16 protein-coding genes and 1 tRNA gene are annotated in these 20,817 nt (G+C 64.6%); 8 read left to right on the top strand and 9 right to left on the bottom strand.

The genetic code is table 11. The annotated features are described in order from the left end of the window. Window positions 1-32 precede the first annotated feature (32 nt). From AIOL_RS10470 to AIOL_RS10450, 5 genes are all read right to left on the bottom strand, one after another. Window positions 33-2,639: a putative bifunctional diguanylate cyclase/phosphodiesterase gene (locus tag AIOL_RS10470; protein WP_049642925.1), complete on the bottom strand. Its 2,607-nt coding sequence runs from the start codon at window positions 2,637-2,639 to the stop codon at window positions 33-35. Further along, a complete protein-coding gene (locus tag AIOL_RS10465) occupies window positions 2,629-3,843 on the bottom strand; it encodes an ABC transporter substrate-binding protein (protein WP_160314462.1) in 1,215 nt (404 codons plus the stop codon). The genes AIOL_RS10470 and AIOL_RS10465 overlap by 11 nt, the downstream gene beginning before the upstream one ends. Window positions 3,844-3,999: 156 nt before the next feature. Beyond that, window positions 4,000-5,004 carry a phosphotransferase enzyme family protein gene (locus AIOL_RS10460; protein ID WP_200898749.1) on the bottom strand — a complete coding sequence of 335 codons (1,005 nt, stop codon included), beginning with the start codon at window positions 5,002-5,004 and terminating at the stop codon, window positions 4,000-4,002. A 47-nt stretch (window positions 5,005-5,051) separates the two neighbouring features. Then, window positions 5,052-5,138: transfer RNA gene (locus tag AIOL_RS10455), tRNA-Leu, on the bottom strand. 74 nt (window positions 5,139-5,212) lie between these two features. Then, a complete protein-coding gene (locus AIOL_RS10450) occupies window positions 5,213-5,764 on the bottom strand; it encodes a DUF2306 domain-containing protein (RefSeq protein ID WP_049642923.1) in 552 nt (183 codons plus the stop codon). Window positions 5,765-5,852: 88 nt separating this feature from the next. Here AIOL_RS10450 and AIOL_RS10445 point away from each other — a divergent pair, with 88 nt between their 5' ends. After that, entirely contained in the window at window positions 5,853-6,647 is a 795-nt protein-coding gene (locus tag AIOL_RS10445) for a LytTR family DNA-binding domain-containing protein (RefSeq protein ID WP_152912477.1), read from the top strand. A 7-nt stretch (window positions 6,648-6,654) separates the two neighbouring features. On the opposite strand, the gene AIOL_RS23945 is transcribed toward AIOL_RS10445, so the two are convergent. After that, on the bottom strand, window positions 6,655-8,310 hold the full coding sequence (locus tag AIOL_RS23945) for a peptidoglycan-binding domain-containing protein (RefSeq protein ID WP_053101240.1): 1,656 nt from the start codon (window positions 8,308-8,310) through the stop codon (window positions 6,655-6,657). 170 nt (window positions 8,311-8,480) lie between these two features. On the opposite strand from AIOL_RS23945, the gene lipB reads away from it, so the two are divergent. Together lipB and ctaD are read left to right on the top strand one after the other, a co-directional pair. Continuing rightward, window positions 8,481-9,161: a lipoyl(octanoyl) transferase LipB gene (gene lipB / locus AIOL_RS10435; protein WP_268760229.1), complete on the top strand. Its 681-nt coding sequence runs from the start codon at window positions 8,481-8,483 to the stop codon at window positions 9,159-9,161. Between the two features lie 708 nt (window positions 9,162-9,869). Next, complete coding sequence (gene ctaD / locus AIOL_RS10430) at window positions 9,870-11,546, top strand: cytochrome c oxidase subunit I (protein WP_049642920.1); 1,677 nt, start codon at window positions 9,870-9,872, stop codon at window positions 11,544-11,546. Between the two features lie 388 nt (window positions 11,547-11,934). Here the strand turns inward: ctaD and AIOL_RS10425 are convergent, their stop codons facing one another. Next, window positions 11,935-13,173, bottom strand: a complete 1,239-nt coding sequence (locus tag AIOL_RS10425) for an aspartate kinase (RefSeq protein WP_049645380.1) — start codon at window positions 13,171-13,173, stop codon at window positions 11,935-11,937. A gap of 174 nt (window positions 13,174-13,347) precedes the next feature. On the opposite strand from AIOL_RS10425, the gene AIOL_RS10420 reads away from it, so the two are divergent. Then, window positions 13,348-14,103 (top strand): sulfite exporter TauE/SafE family protein, encoded by a 756-nt coding sequence (locus AIOL_RS10420; RefSeq protein ID WP_160314461.1) that lies wholly within the window; start codon window positions 13,348-13,350, stop codon window positions 14,101-14,103. Beyond that, window positions 14,100-14,837, top strand: coding sequence for a sulfite exporter TauE/SafE family protein (locus AIOL_RS10415; protein ID WP_049642918.1), 738 nt, complete (start codon window positions 14,100-14,102; stop codon window positions 14,835-14,837). Before AIOL_RS10420 ends, AIOL_RS10415 begins: the two co-directional genes overlap by 4 nt. Window positions 14,838-14,875: 38 nt before the next feature. On the opposite strand, the gene AIOL_RS10410 is transcribed toward AIOL_RS10415, so the two are convergent. Together AIOL_RS10410 and AIOL_RS10405 are read right to left on the bottom strand one after the other, a co-directional pair. Then, window positions 14,876-15,526, bottom strand: coding sequence for a hypothetical protein (locus AIOL_RS10410; RefSeq protein ID WP_082152528.1), 651 nt, complete (start codon window positions 15,524-15,526; stop codon window positions 14,876-14,878). A gap of 15 nt (window positions 15,527-15,541) precedes the next feature. Beyond that, window positions 15,542-16,939: a selenium-binding protein SBP56-related protein gene (locus AIOL_RS10405; RefSeq protein ID WP_049642916.1), complete on the bottom strand. Its 1,398-nt coding sequence runs from the start codon at window positions 16,937-16,939 to the stop codon at window positions 15,542-15,544. 464 nt (window positions 16,940-17,403) lie between these two features. On the opposite strand from AIOL_RS10405, the gene AIOL_RS10400 reads away from it, so the two are divergent. Genes AIOL_RS10400 through AIOL_RS10390 form a run of 3 tightly spaced genes read left to right on the top strand, consistent with a single transcriptional unit; the run spans window position 17,404 to window position 20,737 of the window. Further along, window positions 17,404-17,772 carry a response regulator transcription factor gene (locus AIOL_RS10400; protein WP_049642915.1) on the top strand — a complete coding sequence of 123 codons (369 nt, stop codon included), beginning with the start codon at window positions 17,404-17,406 and terminating at the stop codon, window positions 17,770-17,772. Next, the gene (locus tag AIOL_RS10395) at window positions 17,769-18,047 is read left to right on the top strand and encodes a hypothetical protein (protein WP_049642914.1); all 279 of its coding nucleotides are present in this window, start codon (window positions 17,769-17,771) and stop codon (window positions 18,045-18,047) included. The genes AIOL_RS10400 and AIOL_RS10395 overlap by 4 nt, the downstream gene beginning before the upstream one ends. Continuing rightward, the gene (locus AIOL_RS10390) at window positions 18,047-20,737 is read left to right on the top strand and encodes an ATP-binding protein (protein ID WP_049645379.1); all 2,691 of its coding nucleotides are present in this window, start codon (window positions 18,047-18,049) and stop codon (window positions 20,735-20,737) included. Before AIOL_RS10395 ends, AIOL_RS10390 begins: the two co-directional genes overlap by 1 nt. The last annotated feature ends 80 nt before the right edge of the window (window positions 20,738-20,817 follow it).

Below are 20,817 nucleotides of genomic sequence, written 5' to 3'. Positions count from 1 at the left end.
CGATCCGCCAAAGCGCCGCCGCGGCGCAGTGATTACTGCGCAGCGCGACCCGCGGGCCGCAATTGCGGCTGCGACCGGGTCTGCCAGTCCAGAACAAACTCCTGCAGCTTATCAATCGGCATCGCCTTGGCGAAGGCATAGCCCTGCAGCGTATGGCAACCAAGCTCGGCAAGGATTTCGGCATGTTCAAAGGTCTCAACGCCCTCGGCGGTGATCTTCAGCCCCATAAGGTCGGCCATGCCGACGATCTGCTTGAGCAAGTTCCGCGTCATCGACGAGCTGGTGATCGGCATCACCAACTGCTTGTCGATCTTCATGACATTGGGCATCAGATGCATCAGCCCCACGATAGAGGCGTGGCCGGATCCAAAATCGTCGATCTCGATCTTCACGCCCATGTCCTTAAGCCGGTCCAAGCTAAACATGAACATATCGGACTGCTCCTCGACCAGCACCGATTCTAGGATCTCAAAGGCCAAGGTCGGGCCGGAGTCGATATAGCGCTGCACCGTCTCGAAGATGATCGGGCTTTGAACCCGCTCCACGGTGACATTGAAGGACACTTTCGGGATGATCATGCCGGTCCCGCGCAGCGCGATAATCTGGTCCAACGCCTTGCGGAACAGGATCGCGTCAATGTCGTCCACCGCCGAAAGCTGCTGTGCGATGGGCAAGAAGTCGTCCGGATAAAGCAGCCCAAGCTCAGGGGATTCCCAGCGCACCAAGGTCTCGACGCCCACGATGTCATAGGTCCGTGCATCCACCTGCGGCTGAAAATAGGGCACGAATTCTTCGTTTGCGATGCCGCGGCGAATCTCGCGTGCCAAAGATCGCCTCTCAAGCACCGAGCGATGCAACTCGGGCGTATAAAGCCGCACGCGGTTGCGGCCTGTGTCCTTGGCCTCATAGAGCGCCGCATCCGCGCCGACCGTCAGGTCCTCGATCGGCAACAGCCCGCTGCCGGTGCTGGCGACACCAAAACTCGCGCCGACGCGGATGGTTTTATTCGCGTATTCCTTCGGCTGCTTAATGCGCTTTAGCATGCGCTCTGCCACGGAAAGCCCCTCGGACGCGTTGCGGCCCGCGCCCAGAAGCACCACGAATTCATCACCACCAACGCGCACCGGCAGATCATCGGACTTCGTCTCAGACCGCAAGATTTCGGCCACTTCGCATAAGACAAAGTCACCGGCCTCGTGCCCCATCGTGTCGTTGACGTATTTGAAATGGTCCAGATCGATCCGCACCAAGGTTGCCTCTGGCTCGGCGCCGGCACCAACACGTTCCTTCAACTCGATATCCAGCGCGCGCCGGTTCGGCAGCCCGGTGAGCGGGTCATGCAGCGCCTGAAGCTCGATCTGGTTTTTGGCCTCGATCAGCGCATCGCGCTGTTTGCGGGCCTCGGTGATATCATAGGTGATCGCCATGAAACCGTAGACCTGGCCATCGCTTGCCTCAAGCGGCGTGATGCTGATTGAGACCCAGTATTTCTCGCCGCTTTTGTGGTAATTCAGAAGCTCGACTTTTGTTGGTTCGCGATCACGCAATCCGCGCGATATCTCTCTTACGGTCGCCTGGTCCGTTTCGGGCCCCTGCAATAAGGCGCCCGGTGTGAGGCCTTTCACCTCCTCAGCGGAATATCCCGACAGCGCCGAGAAGGCCGGGTTCGTCCAGGTGATCTTGGAGTCCAGATCGGTCACCACAATCGCATCATTGGACAGCTTCGCGACGGCGGCCAGTTCGGAAAGGGATTTCTTCTGGTCATGCAGCTTGCGATGCGGCTCAACCAGGGCCGCGCGCCCAAGTGCGGCAAAGATGCCAAACGCCCCGAACAGCACCAAGGCCACAGCGCTTGCCGTGCGGGTCAGCAGCATCCGCCCGGCGGATGCGATCCCCTCGACATCCGGCACCAGCACCACCGCAAGAGCGGGCTCTTTCAAAGAGGCCGAGATGGAATTCGGCGGCAGATCGGCCAGCACCGTCTCTAGGTTTGCGCTTTCCACAATGAAGCTGGGCTGCGTCACCTCATCCGCGGCGAAGATCTGGGCGGGTTCCAGCCGAAACCCCGCAACGACCGCGCCCTCAGAGAACCCCTTATTGGTCACGGGCACGGCAAGCACCACATGCACATACTCGCCTTGCGTTCTCAGAACGACCATCTGCGAGGTTTCAACACCCTCCATCACCATGGAACTGGCCAGGTCCAAAAGCTCTCTTTCCTCAAACAACTCGAATTCGGCTGCCCGCACATCCAAGCCGCCGACCTGCTCTTCGAATGCATCATAGACCCGCACCCAAGACAGGGCATCCGGGCGCTGCATGTTCTCCAGCGTGTCGCGCACAATATTGGCATGCGCGACATAGCCGATGACCACATCCACAAAGTCGGAATTGCCGGCCAGAAATTGCAGCAGCAGCCGGTGCTGGGACAGCGCGCTTTCAAGTCCCTGAGCATCCTTGCGGACCTTTTCTGCCAGGTCCTCGCGCTGCTGCGCCTCTAGAAACGGCGTCGCGGTATAGCGCACGGCCAGCGCTGAACTGGCAACCGCCAGTATCAGGATCACAATCAGCAGCGACCAGAATCGCAGACTGACCGTGCCCGCGTCAGCACGACCGCTATCTCGGAACCTACTCAGCATGCTCTAGAAAGCCATCGGGCCGAAAGCGCGCCATGCACAGGTCGTCAAAACCCAGTGCCTCATGTGCGTTCGGGGCCAGTTCCGAATAGGGCGAGAACGGCGGCGCATAGCGGTCCAGAATACCCTCCACCGGGGTCTCTAGGTTCTCTAGCGCTGCGTGGACCGCCGCGCGCTTGGCCAGGATGTCCCCGCTCCACGCATCGGTTTTCGAGGCCTGTTCCACCGCTGCCAGCAGCACGCGGGCCAAGTCATAGCCATGCACGAACCCGGTTGGCGCGCCAATCTCGGCAACCGAGGCCACATCCGGGGCCCCCGCGGCCAAGGCGGCCTTTAGGATCGGGCTGCCCTCGTGCTCGCGGCGCAGAATGCAGGTCTGCAGCACCCTGATCTGCATGCTATCTCTTGTCTCTCTGGGCACAACTTCCGTGAATCGCCCGCCCATGATGCCCCAATGGCTAAACAGCCGAAGCGACGGCAATCTTTCATAAAGCGCGTTGATCACCTGGGCGCCATTGTCCCAATTTGCCAACATGATCGCGCAATCGGGCTTTGAGCGTGCGATCGTCTCCGCCAATGAAAGCGCCGATGCCGAGCCGATAGCGGAAGAGAAATACTCGGTCTGCGTGGGCTCCATCCCGCGTTCGGCCAGCGCCGCCGTCAGAGTTCCGAAATTCGCCCTGCCCCAGCCCGTATCAAGCAGCACCAAGGCGACGTTTTCGCAGCCCTGACGGTCCACGGCCTCGCGCACAAGGAAGCCCCCGGATTGGAAATCGTCCACCGAGAGCCGGAATATCCAGTTCTCTGACCCAGGCTGCGCGCGCGTGATCGGCCCCGCCGCGGACCAGGGCAGAAGTGTCAGAATGCGGTTGTCGTTTATGAACTCGCGATGCGAAAGGTAGGGCGGCGAGTGCAGCCCGCCCACGATTGCCAAGGCCGTCCCGCTTTTGAGGTATTGCTGTAAGTTGCGCTTTGATCGTTTGACATTGCCGCGGTGATCCATCGGCACCAACACGAGGTCGTGCCCGCCGACGCGGTGCCCCACCTCTGCAAGCGCGGTGCGAAAGCCCAGCTCGATAGCCCCGGCGGCGGAGTGGTTGATCGAATAATCCGCGTCGACGAAAAGCTCCAGCGGTTCGGCCTGCGCCACATTGGCGGTTCCCAGGCACAACGCGAACGCGCAGATTAGACGACTCAGCCAACTCATAACAACACCTCGTATCAAGCTCATCGTGCCGACTAGATGCCGCAAAAAACCTAACTGCCCATGAAGATTAGGCACATTCCATGCGCCCGGGCCAAATAATGAGAAGAGAGATAGGAGCAGGCTTAACGCGCGGTTAAACCGCCGCTGGCGCTGGCGCTAGCTCTGCCGCGCCAAGAACGCTCGGGCCAGGCGCACCGTGCCTTCGGCGAAATGCGGCGCCATCTCTTGCGGCTCCGGCGCCTCGATATGGCTGCCGATCCAGGCCAGCAAGGCCATCCGGCGGAGCATCACGAAGGTGTCGATCTCGGCCTCATCGGCGGGCGGCAGGGCGCGCACGCTGCGGTACCCGCGCAGCCAGGCGGCCTTGAGGTTGGGGATTTCCGGGCTGGTCTCGATAAAGCTGATCGCGGCGGCGAAGTCATACATCAGCCACCCAAAGCCGCAATCGTCAAAGTCGATCACGCGGGTCTGGCCCTTATGGACAAGCAGGTTGGCCAGGCGCATATCGGCGTGGATCAGGCCAAAGCGCTCCGCCCCGGTGCCGTAGGAGGTCAGCCGCTGCGTGATCACGCGCTGCAGCTGCTCGAGCATGTCGCGCTCGGGCGGGCCGACATGCGGGGCCGCGCGCCAATCGCCCCAGGTCGCGTCCGGCCCAAACACCGCGTTTAGGTCCCATGACATGCGCTCGAACCCCGCGGGGCGCGACCAGGCAAGGCTGTGCTCATGCACCCGGGCGGCAATCGCGCCAAGCGTCTCGAAGCTGGGGCGCAGATCGCCCGTCTCGTCGGGCGCCGCGCCGTCGATGAAGTGAAACAGCACAAGAAAGCGCGGGGCCTCCAGCCCGGGGGTGCGCGCCGTTTGGATCAGAGCTCCGTCTTTGCCGGCAATCGCCTGCGGCGTCGCCACGACGCCGTCGCCCTCCAGCGCGGCCATCCAGGCAAGCTCGCTTTGGATGGCGTCGCGGCTGTGATAGCCGGCGCGATGCACGCGCAGCACCGCGCGCCAGCCGCCGGGGGCCTCGACCAGATAGGTGGCGTTCTCGGAGACGTTGATCAGGCGGGCGGCGGCCCCGGCGGGCAGATCCCACAGGCTCAGCGCGCCTTGAGCCAAGGCCTGCAGGTGCTGCAGCAGCTCTTCCAGCGGCATCTGATCGTCAAGCATCTGCCAAACCTCAACGCAAAAAGCACCGACCAGGTCGGTGCTTTGAATGGTGCGGTCGGCGAGACTCGAACTCGCACGAGTGTTACCTCACAGCGACCTCAACGCTGCGCGTCTACCAATTCCGCCACGACCGCACATGCCCTAGCATTGGACGGACAGCGTATAGCGGCCTCATCGCGCGGGCTCAAGGCCAAATTAGCGCGTCGGCTCAGCGAATTTCCTGGCCCCGGAAAAGACCCGTTTCTTGTTTAACTTTAAGGGCTTGCTGGGCGCGCCGCTGCCGCGCGGTGGCCAGGCGCGGCACCAAGAAGAGCGCGCAAAGACCCAGCCCGATCAGCCCCCAGCCCGCCTCTGGCCATTCTGGCAGCACCATGCGATTCACGATCCGCCCCGGCATAAGCGTGAACAGCCCCGCGATCCCAATGCCGCGCCAGTAGAGCGACGACATCGCCGCGCGATGCTCGGTCACGCGCCCGGCGCGGATGGCCCGGATCGCCTGCCACAGCCCTGCGTAGACCAACAGCACCAGCGCGTGGATCGGCCCGAACGGCCCCAAAAGCGCCAACCCCGCCGAGGGAATGAACAGCGCGCTCGTCGCCGCCAGCAGCATCGCGCCGGTCCAGCCATAGCCGAGGCGTCGGTGCCACCGGTCCCGGCGGCGGCGGTAGAGCGCGAAGGGGCCCACCAGGATCGCCGCCAGGGCGCTGAGCATATGCACCTGGATCACCGGTGTGGCCTCAAGAAGGGGTGCAAGCTGCATCTCAAACTCCTAGATTAGGTCACAAGCGCTATGCCGCCGCCCGGCGGCCCCGCGCCAGACCGGTTACGCCAACCAAGGAGCCCGCTTCGTGGACGACACCCCTTCGCATTCCGCGCTTCGTGAATGGCGGGCCTTCATGGGGCGGCCCACGACACTCGCCATTCTGGCGGGGGCTGGGGTCGTGCTGGGCGTTGCCGGGCCCTTTGACACCGGGGATGTGATGCGGCTTGGCCCCCGCCTTGCCTATTGGCTGGTCGTGGTGTTCGCGACCTACGGGTTCGGGGCGCTGGTCGGGGCCTGGCTGGGGCCGCGCCTGGCCGCCCGGCCCCTGTGGCTGCGCGTCCTGGCGGTGGCCTCGGTCACCGCGGTGGGCGTCGCTCTGATCGTGATGGCGCTCAATCTCATGGCCTTCGCCGTCACCCCCAGCGCCGAGGCGCTGCCCGAGTTCCTGGGCGCGATCTTCGCGATCACTTTCGTCGTCGCGGGGGTCAGCACCTATCTGGACAGGCCCATCGGGTCGCCCCCCGCTCCAGAGGCGCCCCCCGCCCTGCCCGCAATCCTAGACCGCCTGCCCCTGGAAAAGCGCGGCGCCCTAATCGCGCTCTCGGTCGAGGATCACTATGTCCGGGTTCAAACCACCAAGGGCGAAGAGCTGGTGCTGATGCGGCTATCGGATGCGATCCGAGAGGTCGGCGCGACCCATGGCGGGCAGGTCCATCGCTCGCATTGGGCGGCGTATGATCAGGTCACCGCCGCGCGGCGCGATGGGGATCGCGCGATCCTGACCATGTCAAACGGCGCCGAGATCCCGGTGAGCCGCAAGCATGTCCCCCACATAAAAGAAGCGGGGCTGTTGCCCCGCTCCCAAACGTCCTCTTCTTGACGAACTGCTAGTTCTTCGGCGCACCAAAGGTCGGCAGCTTCGCCTTGGCACCGCCGGACTGTGCCGGGGTCACAAACCCGGTATTGGTTCCGCCAGCCAGCATGTCAGCCGCGGCGCGCACCAGCGCCGGGCGTTCGATCTGGTTGGGCGCAAAGACCGGCTGCGCGCCAGCGTCCAGCGCCGTTAGGGCCTCTTGGTACCACTGCAGCGCCAGGTCAACGCGCGCCGAGGTGCCGACGCCCTGGCTTAGGTGGTGGCCCATCATCTCGCCATAGGGCGGCTCGCCCAGGATCACCAGCAGCATGCCGGTCCCCAGCGCGACGTTCATGTCGTCCAGGCGGTATCCCGACGCCATGCAGATCCTGGCCGTGTTCGCCAATTGCGCCGGGTCCATGCCGGAGTTCAGCACGAAACCACCCACGCCCTCGATCACCTCAGAGCGCGGCTTAAGCGACAGCGCGGTCACGTGGTCCTTCAGCGCGTCGCCATACTGGCCGCATTGCGCGTCCACCTGCGCCAGGGTCACGCCGGGGATCGCCAGGGCCAGTTGCTCGCCCTGGTCCATCACCAATGCGCGGGTCAGGCAGAGCTGCTCCATCATCACCTTATTGGGATCATCCAGGAAGGCCACGGTGGTCAGCCCGCCATTGGCGTTGGCCACCATGGAGATCTTGGTGCAGGTGCTGCTGAGCGGCGCCGAGGCGGTTGCCGGGGCCCCAAAGAGCGGCAACGCGCCACCCGAGCCGGTGTCCGGCGTGCTGCCAAAACTCGGCAGGCCCGAGGCCGGCGCGTCACTCGACAAAGCCACCTCGGTCGAGCTCGGAAGGTCGCTGCTACTGGATGCGATCGAGGCCGTCACCACCTGCTCGGACACCACGCAGCTTGAGCCCACGCAGTTGAACGTCGCGGGGGTCGGGTTGAACGCCAGCAGGTCGTTGCGCGCGTAGCCGTTCGGCGTCGACACGAAAACCAGCGTCTTGCACTGCACGCTCGAGCACCAGAAGGTCGAGCCCGAGAACGACGTGTCCAGGATAAAGTCGTTGTTGCCGTCGCCGTTCAGGTCGGCCAGCTGGATGAAGCCCGAGCGCTGCAAGAGCTGCTCTGGCGTCGGGTCGGAGGAGTTCGCAATCTCGTCCACCGCCTGGCTGACCTCAAGGGGCAGACCCGCGTAGCCCGCGCTACGCTGCGTCGGCACGCCGGTCATCAGCTTCTTCTGCTCTTGCAGCAGGATACGCGAGCCGTCGGGGCTCTTGCTGACCAGCTGCACGGTCTCATAGGCGCCCCCGATGCCGCGCTGATAGGCGCCGATCAGGATGTCACGCTCGAACTGCGTCAAACGGCCCGTGACCGGGAGTTGCAGATAATTCTGCATGCCCGAGATCGCGGTGCGCGACTTGCGCCCCAGCACCCCGTCCGCGCCGCCCGCGTTAAAGCCGAAATAGTTTAGCGCGGTCTGCGTCTCGCGATTCTTGGTGCGCGTGGCCGAGCTGGAGCCGGAATAGACCCGCTTGGTCGTGCGCTTCTTGTTCTTGTTGGCGTTCGCAATCGCGCCGCCGATGATCACCGCGCCAATAAGGCCATGCACATCTGCAGAGCTTTGCGTGGCCGGAGCCGTGAAAACGGCGGCCATAACCGCCGCGGCAAGGAATTTCTTTGGCAACATGGAAATTGTCCCCTTTTACATATCCCAAATAAAAGATGGCAAAATCGTAACACGATTCGCTTGCATGACTAGCGGATTCTTGCCGCATCGCCCGCAATGGTCCGGAATTCCCGACCCTTTCGCTGCGCTCGGTGACGTAAGGTCAGGGCGGCCGGAATTGCCGCTGGCGAATCTGCCGCAATGTTGAAAAAACAAGGGCCATGGTCGAATGGGAAATCAGCGATGGGCTCACGCCCTACCCCGACGCGGTGGCGCGGATGGAGACGCGTGCCGCGCAGATCGCCGCGGGCACCGCGCCCGAGCTGATCTGGCTGGTCGAACATCCGCCGCTCTACACCGCCGGGACCTCTGCCAAGCCCGCTGACTTGGTCGACCCCGACCGCTTCCCCGTCTTCGAGACCAAGCGCGGCGGGCAGTACACCTATCACGGGCCGGGCCAGCGCGTCGTCTATGTGATGCTGGACGTGGGCAAGCGCGGGCGGGACGTGCGCTGTTTTGTGCGCGACCTGGAGGCCTGGGTGATCGCGACGCTGGAGCAGTTCAACATCCAGGGCGAGATCCGCCCCGGCCGCGTCGGCGTCTGGGTCGAACGCCCCGAGAAGCCCGCCCTGCCCGACGGCAGTCCGCGCGAGGACAAGATCGCCGCCCTCGGCATCCGGCTGCGCAAATGGATCAGCTTCCATGGGATCTCGATCAATGTGGAGCCCGATCTGGAGCATTTCGGCGGCATCGTCCCTTGCGGTATCACGGGACACGGCGTCACAAGCCTAGTCGATCTGGGCCTGCCCGTGACCATGGCGGATGTGGATGTGGCACTGCGACAGAGCTTTGGGGATATGTTTGGCGAATAGGCCGATTAGGACGGATGTCCGACATCTATATGGACCTCATAGAGCGCGCAGGCCGGGCCCAAATCTCTTTCAAGAGATTTGCCGTTTCCTTCCAAGGAAACGGGTTCGGTCTGCGACAAGGACCCATATACAAAGGACCAAGCAATTGAGCGCCGGGCAAACTCTTGCAAGAGTTTGGCAAATTTCTTCCAAGAAATTTGCGTCTCACTACGCCGGTAGGCGCATTGCGTTCACTCCACGTGTTCTGCGCAACTTTGATCAACTGCCGGTGAGGTAAGGAATCCATCCATTGATGGAAGGGCCCTGCGTTCTTAACCTTTTGGTCAAGACATTCGTCCCCTGTCAAAGGAAACGCCCATGCCCAGCAACCTCCTCTTCCTGTCGATGGTCGGCATTGGGATGGCTTTGATCATCCCGGTTATGGCTCTGGCCGGATAGGCCCGAACGACTGCTCAGGCCGGTTCCTCCCTGCCGGTCCGACGGACTGCGCCCGCCCCAACCGGCGGGCGCTTTTCATATCAGCACCTTACGCACCGATCCTTAGACCGTTCTGGCGATCCCGCCCCGTGGCAAACTGCGACAAAGTGAGTATCCACAAACGCGGCTTCCGTCATTGCCCTGTTAATCCCCGCGCACTAAAACCACCGGTAAGCGGGCGGACCGGTACGAATCGGGCGTCCTATCAACACTAAGCCTGGAGGCACGCCCATGGCAGACGCAGCCGTTCACGGCCACGACGACCATCACGATGAGCGGTCGTTCTTTGTCCGGTGGTTCATGTCCACGAACCACAAAGACATCGGCATTCTGTACCTTTTCACCGCTGGTCTGGTCGGGTTCATCTCGGTCGCCTTCACGATCTTCATGCGCTACGAGCTGATGGATCCGGGCGTTCAGTACATGTGCCTTGAGGGCGCGCGGCTGATCGCGGACCCGAGCACGCCCTGCACGCCCAACGGGCATATGTGGAACGTGCTGATCACCGGCCACGGCATCATGATGATGTTCTTCGTGGTGATCCCGGCGCTGTTCGGCGGCTTCGGCAACTTCTTCATGCCGCTGCAGATCGGCGCGCCGGACATGGCCTTCCCGCGGATGAACAACCTCAGCTACTGGATGTTCGTGGCGGGGTCCTCGCTGGCGATCATGTCGGTCTTCATGCCCGGCGGCAACGGCCAGGCGGGTTCCGGCGTGGGCTGGGTGCTCTACCCGCCGCTGTCGACGATCGAGCAGGGCTACTCCATGGACCTGGCGATCTTCGCGGTGCACCTGTCGGGCGCCTCGTCGATCCTGGGCGCGATCAACATGATCACGACCTTCCTGAACATGCGCGCGCCGGGGATGACCCTGTTCAAGGTGCCGCTCTTTGCCTGGTCGATCTTTGTCACCGCCTGGCTGATCCTGCTGTCCCTGCCGGTTCTGGCGGGCGCGATCACCATGCTGCTGACGGACCGGAACTTCGGCACCACCTTCTTTGACCCCGCGGGCGGCGGCGACCCGATCCTGTACCAGCACATCCTGTGGTTCTTCGGCCACCCGGAGGTGTATATCGTGATCGTCCCGGCCTTCGGTATCATCAGCCACGTGGTCGCGACCTTCGCGCGCAAGCCCGTGTTTGGCTACCTGCCCATGGTCTGGGCGATGATCGCCATCGGCGCGCTCGGCTTCGTTGTGTGGGCGCACCACATGTACACGGTGGGCATGAGCCTGACGCAGCAGAGCTACTTCATGCTGGCGACCATGGTGATCGCGGTGCCCACGGGCATTAAGATCTTCTCTTGGATCGCCACGATGTGGGGCGGATCGGTGGAGCTTAAGACCCCCATGCTTTGGGCCTTTGGTTTCATCTTCCTGTTCACCTTGGGCGGCGTGACCGGCATCGTGCTGTCCCAGGCGGGCGTCGACCGGGCCTATCACGACACCTACTATGTGGTAGCGCATTTCCACTACGTGATGTCGCTGGGCGCGGTGTTCGGGATCTTCGCCGGTATCTACTACTGGATCGGCAAGATGTCGGGGCGCCAGTACCCGGAATGGGCCGGCAAGCTGCACTTCTGGATGATGTTCATCGGCTCGAACATCACCTTCTTCCCGCAGCACTTCCTGGGCCGCCAGGGCATGCCGCGCCGCTATATCGACTACCCAGAGGCCTTCGCCTACTGGAACAAGGTGTCGACCTTCGGCGCGTTCCTCAGCTTCGCCTCGTTCGTCTTCTTCATCGGCGTGGTGTTCTACACCCTGCGCTGGGGCAAGAAGGTGACCGAGAAGAACTACTGGAACGAATACGCGGACACGCTGGAATGGACCCTGCCCAGCCCGCCGCCAGAGCACACGTTCGAGACCCTCCCCAAGCAGGAGGAATGGGACAAGCCGCACGCGCATTAAGCGCAGCGCGTTCCAACAGAACGAAGGCCCCGCTTACCCAAGCGGGGCCTTTTCTTTTGCGGCACCCCTGGGCGCAGCGTACCGCAGGCGGTCAGCGCAGGACCCCGGCGGTTACGGCCGTCAGCCCAAAGCATATGAGCGCAAGCGCGCGGACCGGGTGAGATCAGGGGATCGCCTCTGACAAGGCGTAGAAGCGCCAGCCGCGAAACCACAGGAGTGGTCCGCCAGCCGGCACGCGGCAACCATGCGCCAATGCCCGGCAGGCGCCGCTCGATGAAATCGAACGCCACCCGCCAGCGACGCCGATGCCGATTACTGCTGTGCGTTAAGAGGATCGCAGGCGGAACGCATGCCGCCAGACAGACAGGGCGCCGCCGGCACCCGCGCCTTAGACGGCGCTCTCTAGTCCAAAGCTGTCATGCAGGGCCTGCACGGCCAGCTCCAGATACTTGCGATCTATGAGCACCGAGATCTTAATCTCCGACGTGGTGATGACCTTGATGTTGATGCCCTCGGCGCTGAGCGCGGCGAACATCTGGCTGGCCACGCCCGCATGGCTGCGCATGCCGATGCCCACGACAGAGACCTTGCAGACATCCGTGTCCGCCACCAGGTCGTGGAAGTTGATCTCGCCGCTGTCCTTGGCGGCCTGCATCGCCTTCTCGGCGCGCGCCACCTGGTCGGTGGGGCAGGAGAAGGTCATATCCGTGCGACCCTCTTCCGAGATGTTCTGCACGATCATGTCGACATTCACGCCCGCCTCGGCCAGGGGGCCGAATATGGCGGCGGCGATGCCGGGCCGGTCGGCCACTGAGATCAGGGTCATCTTGGCCTCGTCACGGCTATAGGCCACGCCCGCTACAACATTGCTTTCCATAATATCGTCCTCGTCACAGACCAGCGTGCCCGCCGCGTCATCCAGTTCACCAAAACTCGAGAGTACCCGCAGTTTCACCTTGTAGCGCATCGCCAGCTCGACCGAGCGCGTCTGCAGCACCTTCGCCCCCAGCGAGGCGAGCTCTAGCATCTCCTCGAAGGCGATGCGGTCCAGTTTGCGCGCCTTGTCCGAGATCCGCGGGTCCGTGGTATAGACCCCGTCCACATCCGTGTAGATGTCGCAGCGCTCGGCCCCAAAGGCCGCGGCGAAGGCCACCGCGGTGGTGTCGCTGCCGCCGCGCCCCAAGGTGGTGATGCGGCCCTCGGGCGAGATGCCCTGGAAGCCCGCAACCACGGCGACCTTCATACCCTCGCCGAACTTCGCCAGGATGTTCTCCGGCGGGATTTCCTCGATGCGGGCGGCGGAATGCGCCGAGTTGGTCTTGAGCGGCACCTGCCAGCCCTGCCAGGAGCGCGCCGGCACGTCCATCTCTTGCAAGGTCAGCGCCATCAGCCCCGCGGTCACGTTCTCGCCAGAGCTTACCACGGCGTCATACTCGCGCGCGTCGTAGAACTGGCCGGTCTCGCCCACGAACTCCACCAGCTTGTTGGTCTCGCCGGACATGGCCGAGACGATGACGATCACGTCATAGCCATTGGCCACCTCGCGGCCCACGCGCTTGGCGGCGCGGCGGATGCGGTCGAGCGTGGCGACCGACGTGCCGCCGAATTTCATCACCAGGATTGGCATCTTTGCCCCTCTTTCGTCGGCGGGCTTCTTATCACGCCGCGGCGCGGCGGCAAGGCCTAGTCGCGCGCCATGCATCGGCGCGGGGCGGGATGTTGTCAGAACCTGTGGCGCGGCGCATCCGTCAGCGCGCTTGCATGTGCGTCAAAGCCGCGTCAGAGATGGGCGGATTTCGCAATGCGAGGACCCTTGGACCAGCTCAGCCTCTATCTCTTCGCCGCCTTTGCGCTGTTCCTGGCAGGGACGATTAAGGGCGTGGTGGGGCTGGGGCTGCCGACGACCTCGATCGCGCTCTTGACCCTGGCGGTGGACATCCGCGTGGCCATCGCGCTGGCGATCCTGCCGATGCTGGTCTCGAACGCCTGGCAGGTGCATCGCGCGGGGGAGCTGCGGCGCTCAGTGCGCACATACTGGCCCTTCGTGGCGGCGCTGATGCTGGCCCTGGCGGCGACGGTGGCGTCGACCGTCAACGCCTCGGACGCGGCGGTGATGGGCGCTCTGGGCGCGGTGCTGCTGCTTTATGTGGCCACCAGCGTCAGCGGCTGGCGCCCGGCGATACCCGCGGCGGCGGACCGGCCGGTGCAGCTGGGCGCAGGCGCCCTGTCGGGCGTGATGGGCGGGCTCGTGGGGGTCTGGGCGCCGCCGATGGCGCTCTATCTGGCGGCACGCGGCACCCAGAAGGACGAGTTCGTGCGCGCCACCGGGCTGATCCTGTTCTGCGGCTCGATCCCGCTGCTGATTGGCTATGTGCGGGCGGGCTTCCTGGAGGGCGCGCTGATCTGGTTCTCGATTGCGCTGCTGGTGCCGACCTTCGCGGGCTTCGCCCTGGGCGAGCGCCTGCGCGGTCGCCTGTCCGAGCGCGGGTTCCGCGCCGCATTGATGGTGTTTTTCGCCCTTGTCGGGCTGAACCTGATCCGGCGGGCCCTGTTTTGACCGCAGAGATGCTGCTGTTGGTGACCGGGGCCCTGGCGGCGGGCTTTGTGAACGGGCTGGCTGGGTTTGGCACGGCGCTGTTCTCGCTGGGGTTCTGGTTGCAGATCTACCCCCCGCGCGAGGCGGTGGCGCTGTCGGTGGCCACGGCACTGGTGACCGGATTGCAGGGGCTCTGGATTGTGCGGCGCGAGATCCGCGCCACGCGCCGGCGCCTGGCGCGGTTTCTGCTGCCCGCATTGCTCGGCATCCCGCTTGGCGCGGCCGCGCTGGGCTGGATCGAGCCGCGCCCGCTCAAGCTCGTGATCGGCGGGTTCATGGTGATCTATGGCGTGTTCTTCCTGCTGCGGCGCAGGCTGCCGCGCTTTGAGCGGCCCACGCCCTGGGCAGATGCCGGCGTGGGCTTCGCGGGCGGCGTGTTGGGCGGGCTTGCGGGGCTGTCAGGCGCCCTGCCCGCGATGTGGTGCGCGCTACGGCCCTGGCCGCGGCACGAGACGCGCGCGGTCATGCAGCCCTTCAACGTGGCGGTGCTGGCCATCACGACTGTGGCCTTTGCGGTGCAGGGCGCCTACGCGCCGCTCGCAACGCCGTTGCTGGTGGTGATCGGATGCGCGCTTGTGGCGGCGCAGGTCGGCATCGCCACGTTTCAGCGGCTCAGCGACGTCGCCTTTCGGTGGCTGGTGATCGGCCTGATGCTTGTGTCCGGGCTGGTGCTTTTGGGGCGCGAGCTGCTCTAGCCCATGAAGGCGCCAGCGCGCGCGCCCTCTACCGGCGGTCACAGCGCAGCCCAGATCCCCACCACCCCAACAAGGATCAGGCTGAAAGCCCAGACCAGATCCAGGTTGAACCAGCCCTGCTTGAGGAACCTCAGCCCCAAATAGCGATGCACCGCCCAGGCCACCGCCCCGCCGGAGCCGATCATCGCGACCGTGTGCAGCAAAGCCACCAGCAGCGCGATCAGGATGTTGCGGCTCATCAGCTCATAGGCCGCCTGGTGCCCGGCATCCAGCTCCTCCACCCGGCAGAGCCCCAGGTAGATCGGCACCAGCATCAGCCCCGCCCCATGCGCCGTGGCCACCAGGAAGGACCAGAGCGCCAGGCGCGAGGGCTTCACCCGGCTCAAAAAGCGCGGATGGCGCCGATTGATCACCAGATAGGCCCCCATGGCGATCACCACAGCCCCCGCCGCCAGGCGGATCTCGCGTTGGTAATCCACCAGCAGATACATCGCGCCAAACGGCAGCAGGATGCCAATCATCGCCAGCAGATGCCCCACGCCAAGCGCGGCCAGCGCCCGCCATAGCGCGCTTTGCCTTTGCTCAAAAAGCGCCGCCGAGACCGCCAGCGGCCAGCCCATGCCCGGGTTCAGCCCGTGATAGAGCCCAGAGGCAAAAACGGCGAGCCAAAGGCCCGCCGCCGTGTTCATCCAGTCGCCCAAGGGCTAGACCGAGGGGTAGCAGAAGCTGTCCGTCGAGCAGTCGCCGCCCTCGAGCCGGATCTGGTGGCTGCGATAGCCGTCCGGGAACTCCACCCAGAAATCCGGGTCCAGCTCGAACCCGCCGTTCTCGGCCTTGGCCATCACCATCGCCGCGCCGCGGTCGCCGGGATAGAACTGGTCGTCCCAGGCCGAATAGAGCGAGTTCGTCCAGTAGACGCGCTTGCCGTCGCGGCTGATCTCGACCATCTGCGGCCCGTAGCCGAAGGCCTTGCCGTTGGGATGCGCCGTCTGCTTGACGATGCCGCCGATCTCGACCTTGCCCGCCAGCACCGGGTTCATCGGGTCGCTGACGTCATACTGGTGCATCTCGCCCTGCCCCCAGCAGGCCACGTAGAGATACTTGTCGTCCATGCTGAGGTCGATATCGGTGACCAGCGCGGGCACCGCGCCGAACCCCTTGAGCATCTCGGGCAGATCGTCCGCCTCGGCGGGCTGCGGCGGGATCGTGATGGTCTTTTTGGCCTCGAACGTGCCGTCATCTTTCTGCCACCAGGTGAAGATCGCGCCCTCAAGGTTCGTGGTGTCCACCACCACCCCGCAAAAGCCATGCTTCTTGGCGGGGTCATGGGCGGGGCGGATCTCCAGCGCCATCTGGTGGTTCTCGCCCAGGTCTATCGTCTGCACGTTCTTGCGGTCGCGCAGGTCCCAGAAGTGGATCGAGTGGCCGTATTTGTTGCTCAAGAGGTCCTCGGGCACCAAGCCGTTCTCGAATTGCGGCGGCAGGCCCCATTCGCTGGAGACCATGTAGTCGCGCGGCAGGTTCCACCAGAAGTCATAATGCTTGTCCTGCACGCCGCGGTCCATCTCGTAGCGGCCCAGGATCTCGAAGGTCTCGCAATCCAGGATGAAGATGCCCGGAGGGCCGTCGGTGCCGTCCGCGCCTGCCCCGCCCAGCGTCGAGACATAGATCCCCTCCGGCCCGCAATGGATCGTGTGCGGGCGCGAATAGCCGGTCTTGGCAAAGACCTCCTCGGGCTCGATGGTCTTGTGGATCTTGGCGTTCAGCGGGTCCTTGACGTCGATGATGTAGATCCGGCTGGACCGGATGCCCGGGATGATCAGATAGCGCCGCTCCAGGAAGGCATGCCCCGACAGGGGCGACAGCGAGGAGGAACAGGCGTTCCAACCGAAATGGTGAAACTCGTCGCCCTTGTTGGGCATGATCACCTGATGCACGACCTTGCCATATTGCGCCGAGCTTGGGTCCACATTCACCACCGCCAGGCCGTCGGGCTGGCTGGCATCGGGGCTGAACATCAGCGTGAAGGCATAGGTCTCTGCCGGGGCCTCTATCGCGTCCTTGGGTGACGGATAGAATGTCGGATCGGGACGTAAATTCATAGGGTCTCCTCCAATAGTTAGTTCACGCGTGCAAAATGGCGATCCCGCTTAGGAGCGGGCTATTCAAGCGTTGGGAGTGTAATCTTTTGCACCGACTAAAGCGGCGATTTTGTTCTTGGTCAAGGAAAATGTCAGACAATTGCCACGCGCCGCGCCGCCCGTGATTGCTGGTCGCAGCAGTTCATACCAAGCAGCGTCTGCCAGGGGGACCACATTGGTTTTCAGGCCCCAGGAGCGCAATCGCTATGGGCCAAGGACCGCTCACGAGGCCCGTGATGGACCTGTGTTTTGCCCCCGCGACGGGGCACCCATATCGCAGTTCCACCGGATCGCCGCCAAGCCCGCCTTTTGACATTTGCAACCCGCGCCACGCGGGGCCTGCGCGAACGGTTTTGACACGCGCCACCCCTTCGGCAATAGTCAGCAGAATGAGGCCACAAGCGGCCTGGGAGGGGAACCAAGGCATGGCCAAGCGCGTGCTCTTGATCGAGGATGAACCCAACATCATCCAGGCGATCAGCTTTATCCTGTCGCGGGACGGCTGGACCGTGGACACCCATGCCGATGGGGCCACGGCGGTGGCCGAGGTAGAGCGCCGCGCGCCCGACGTGGTGATCCTGGACGTGATGCTGCCCAACCGCTCGGGCTTTGACATCCTGCAGGACCTGCGCGCCGCCGAGGCCACAGAGGCCCTGCCCGTGCTGATGCTCACCGCCCGCGGGCAAAAGCGCGACCGCGAGCTGGCCGAGCGCTATGGCGCCAGCCGTTTCATGACCAAGCCGTTCTCGAACGCCGAGGTGCTCGACACGGTGCGGGCCCTCACCGAGGCATGAGCCGCCCGCCGCAGCCACCCGTCTACCTGGAGCGGCGCAGCTACAGGCGGCGCAGGCTGATCGACGCCATCCGGCTGCTGCCGTTTCTGGGCTTCATCCTGTTCCTGCTGCCGCTGCTTGCGATCAACGGCAGCGACGCCACCGGCGGCTCGACCGCCTGGGGCGGGCTTTACCTGTTCGCGGCCTGGGCCGGTCTGATCGCGCTCTCGGCGGGCCTGGTCCGTTGGCTGTCGCATTTTGACGACGACGAGCCCGAAGAAGGCCCGCCGCAGTGATCGGCTTTGATGTCCTTGTCGGGGTCTGCCTTGGCTATGTGGCGATCCTGTTCGCCGTGGCCTTCGCCGCCGAGCAGCGCGCCCAACGCGCCGAGGTCAACTGGCTGCGCTCGCCGCTGATCTACACCCTCTCGCTGTCGATCTACTGCACCGCCTGGACCTTTTACGGCGCGGTGGGATACGCGGTGCGCTCGGGGCTGGAGTTCGTGACGATCTATCTTGGGCCGACGCTGGTGATGATCGGCTGGTGGTGGGTCGTGCGCAAGCTGGTGCGCATCGGGCGCACGCAGCGCATCACCTCCATCGCCGACCTGATCTCTAGCCGCTATGGCAAGTCCAACCTGCTGGGCGTGGTGGTCACCGTGCTGGCGGTGGTGGGCACCACGCCTTACATCGCGCTGCAGCTGCAATCGGTGACCCTTTCCTTCGCGGTCCTGGCCGCCGACGAGGGCACGACGCTGAACCCCGAGGACCTGCAGACCACGGCGCTGATCGTGGCCGCCGGGCTGGCCTTCTTTACCATCCTCTTCGGCACCCGCCGCCTGGACACCAACGAGCGCCACCCCGGCGTCGTCACCGCCATCGCGCTGGAGGCGGCGGTGAAGCTGATCGCGCTCTTGGCGGTGGGCATCTTTGTGGTCTGGGGCGTCGCCAGCGGCCCGGCGGACATCCTGGCGCGCACCGAGGCCTCCCGCATCGCCGCCTGGCAGCCCGACGGCGCCCGCTGGGCGACGCTGATCTTCCTGGCCGCGGCGGCGTTTCTGTGCCTGCCGCGCATGTTCCAAGTCATGGTGGTCGAGAACGCCGACGAGCGCCACGTCGCCGTCGCAAGCTGGGCCTTCCCGGGCTACCTCTTTCTGATGAGCCTCTTTGTGGTGCCCATCGCGGTGGTGGGGCTGCAGACCCTGCCGGAGGGCAACCCGGACCTCTACGTGCTGACGCTGCCGCTGGCGCTTGGCGAAGAGCGCCTGGCCTTGCTGGCCTTCCTGGGCGGGTTCTCCTCGGCGACATCGATGGTGATCGTGGCCGCGATTGCGCTGTCGACGATGGTGTCGAACCATATCGTGATGCCGATCTGGCTGCGCGCGGGCGACCCCGGCGCGGTGGTGTCGGGCGATGTGCGGCAGGTGGTGATGGTCTCGCGGCGGGTGTCCATCGGCGCGATCCTGGCGCTGGGCTACCTGTACTTCCTGTTCACCGGCGGCACCGGCGCCCTGGCGGCGATCGGGCTGATCGCCTTTGCGGGCCTGGCGCAGGTGCTGCCCGCCATGCTGGGCGGGATCTTCTGGCGCGGGGCGACGCGCGTCGGCGCGGCGGCGGGTCTGATCCTGGGCTTCTCCGTTTGGGCCTATACGCTCTTTCTCCCAAGCTTCGGCGGCACGTTCATAATGTCCGAGACCTTCCTGGCCCAGGGACCGTTCGGCATCGCGGCACTGCGCCCGCAGGCGCTTTTGGGGATGGAGGGGATCGACCCGCTGGTGCATGCGGTGCTCTGGTCGATCTTGCTGAACACCGCCGCGTTCATCGTCGGCTCGCTGTTCAGCTTCCCGCGCCCCCTAGAGCGGTTGCAGGGCGCGCAATTCGTCAACGTGTTCGAGCATTCCGCCAACCCGCGCGGCTGGTCGGGCGGCGCGGCGGAGGCCGAGGACCTGCTGATCATGTCGCAGCGCATCCTTGGCTCCAAGGAGGCGCAGGCGCTGTTCCGCACCGCCGCCGCCGTGCAGGGCAAGTCCGGCGACTATGCCGACATCACCCCGGAATTCCTGGAGACCCTCGAGCGCGAATTGGCCAGCTCGGTCGGCGCGGCCACCGCCCACGCGATGATCAGCCAGATCGTGGGCGGCTCGGCGGTGTCGATGGAGGACCTATTGGCGGTGGCCGACGAGACCGCGCAGATCATGGAATACTCGCTGCGCCTGCAGGAGCAATCGCAGGAGCTAGAACGCACCGCCACGCAGCTGCGCGAAGCCAACGAGAAGCTGACCGCGCTTTCGATCCAAAAGGACGCCTTCCTGAGCCAGATCAGCCACGAGCTGCGCACGCCGATGACCTCCATCCGCGCCTTCTCGGAGATCCTGATGGCCGGGTCCACGCAGGAGGCCGAGCAGAGCCGCTTCTCCAGCATCATCCATGACGAGGCAAAGCGCCTGACGCGCCTGCTGGACGACCTGCTGGACCTCAGCGTGTTGGAAAACGGGCAGGTCACGCTGAACTGGCAGGACGCGGATCTGCACGACATCCTAGAGCGCGCGGTGGCGGCGACCACCTCGATGGAAGGCCAGCCGCGGCTGAACGTACTGCGCGACCCAGACGCCGAAAGCATAGCGTTTACCACCGATGCCGACCGCCTGTCGCAGGTCTTCATCAACCTGATCACCAACGCGCAGAAATACTGCACCGCCGAGGCCCCAGAGCTTCGCATCTCAGTCACCCAGGCTGGCGATGGCGGCGGCGTGCATGTGGATTTTGTCGACAATGGCGCGGGCATCCCGCGCGAAAGCGAGGCGGTGATCTTCGAGAAGTTCTCCCGCCTGTCCGACAAATCCCAGGCCGGCGGCGCCGGTCTTGGCCTGGCGATCTGCCGCGAGATCATGGGCAAGCTGGGCGGCAGCATTTCCTACCAGCCCAGCGAGGCCGGCACCGCATTCCGCGTGATCCTGCCACAAAGAGAAGCACAAGCCGCCGAATGACGCCCCGGGCCAGAACCGGTAAGGCTTTGGTAATTTCGATCTGCCACCAATGGTTTGCAAACCGTACTCGAGTCGAGCTG

Origin of the sequence: Candidatus Rhodobacter oscarellae, assembly GCF_001078595.1 — a bacterium.
GTDB classification, from domain to species: domain Bacteria; phylum Pseudomonadota; class Alphaproteobacteria; order Rhodobacterales; family Rhodobacteraceae; genus Rhodobacter_B; species Rhodobacter_B oscarellae.
The sequence above is the reverse complement of the archived record's forward strand: the minus strand, read 5'-3'. Positions and strand labels throughout refer to the sequence as shown.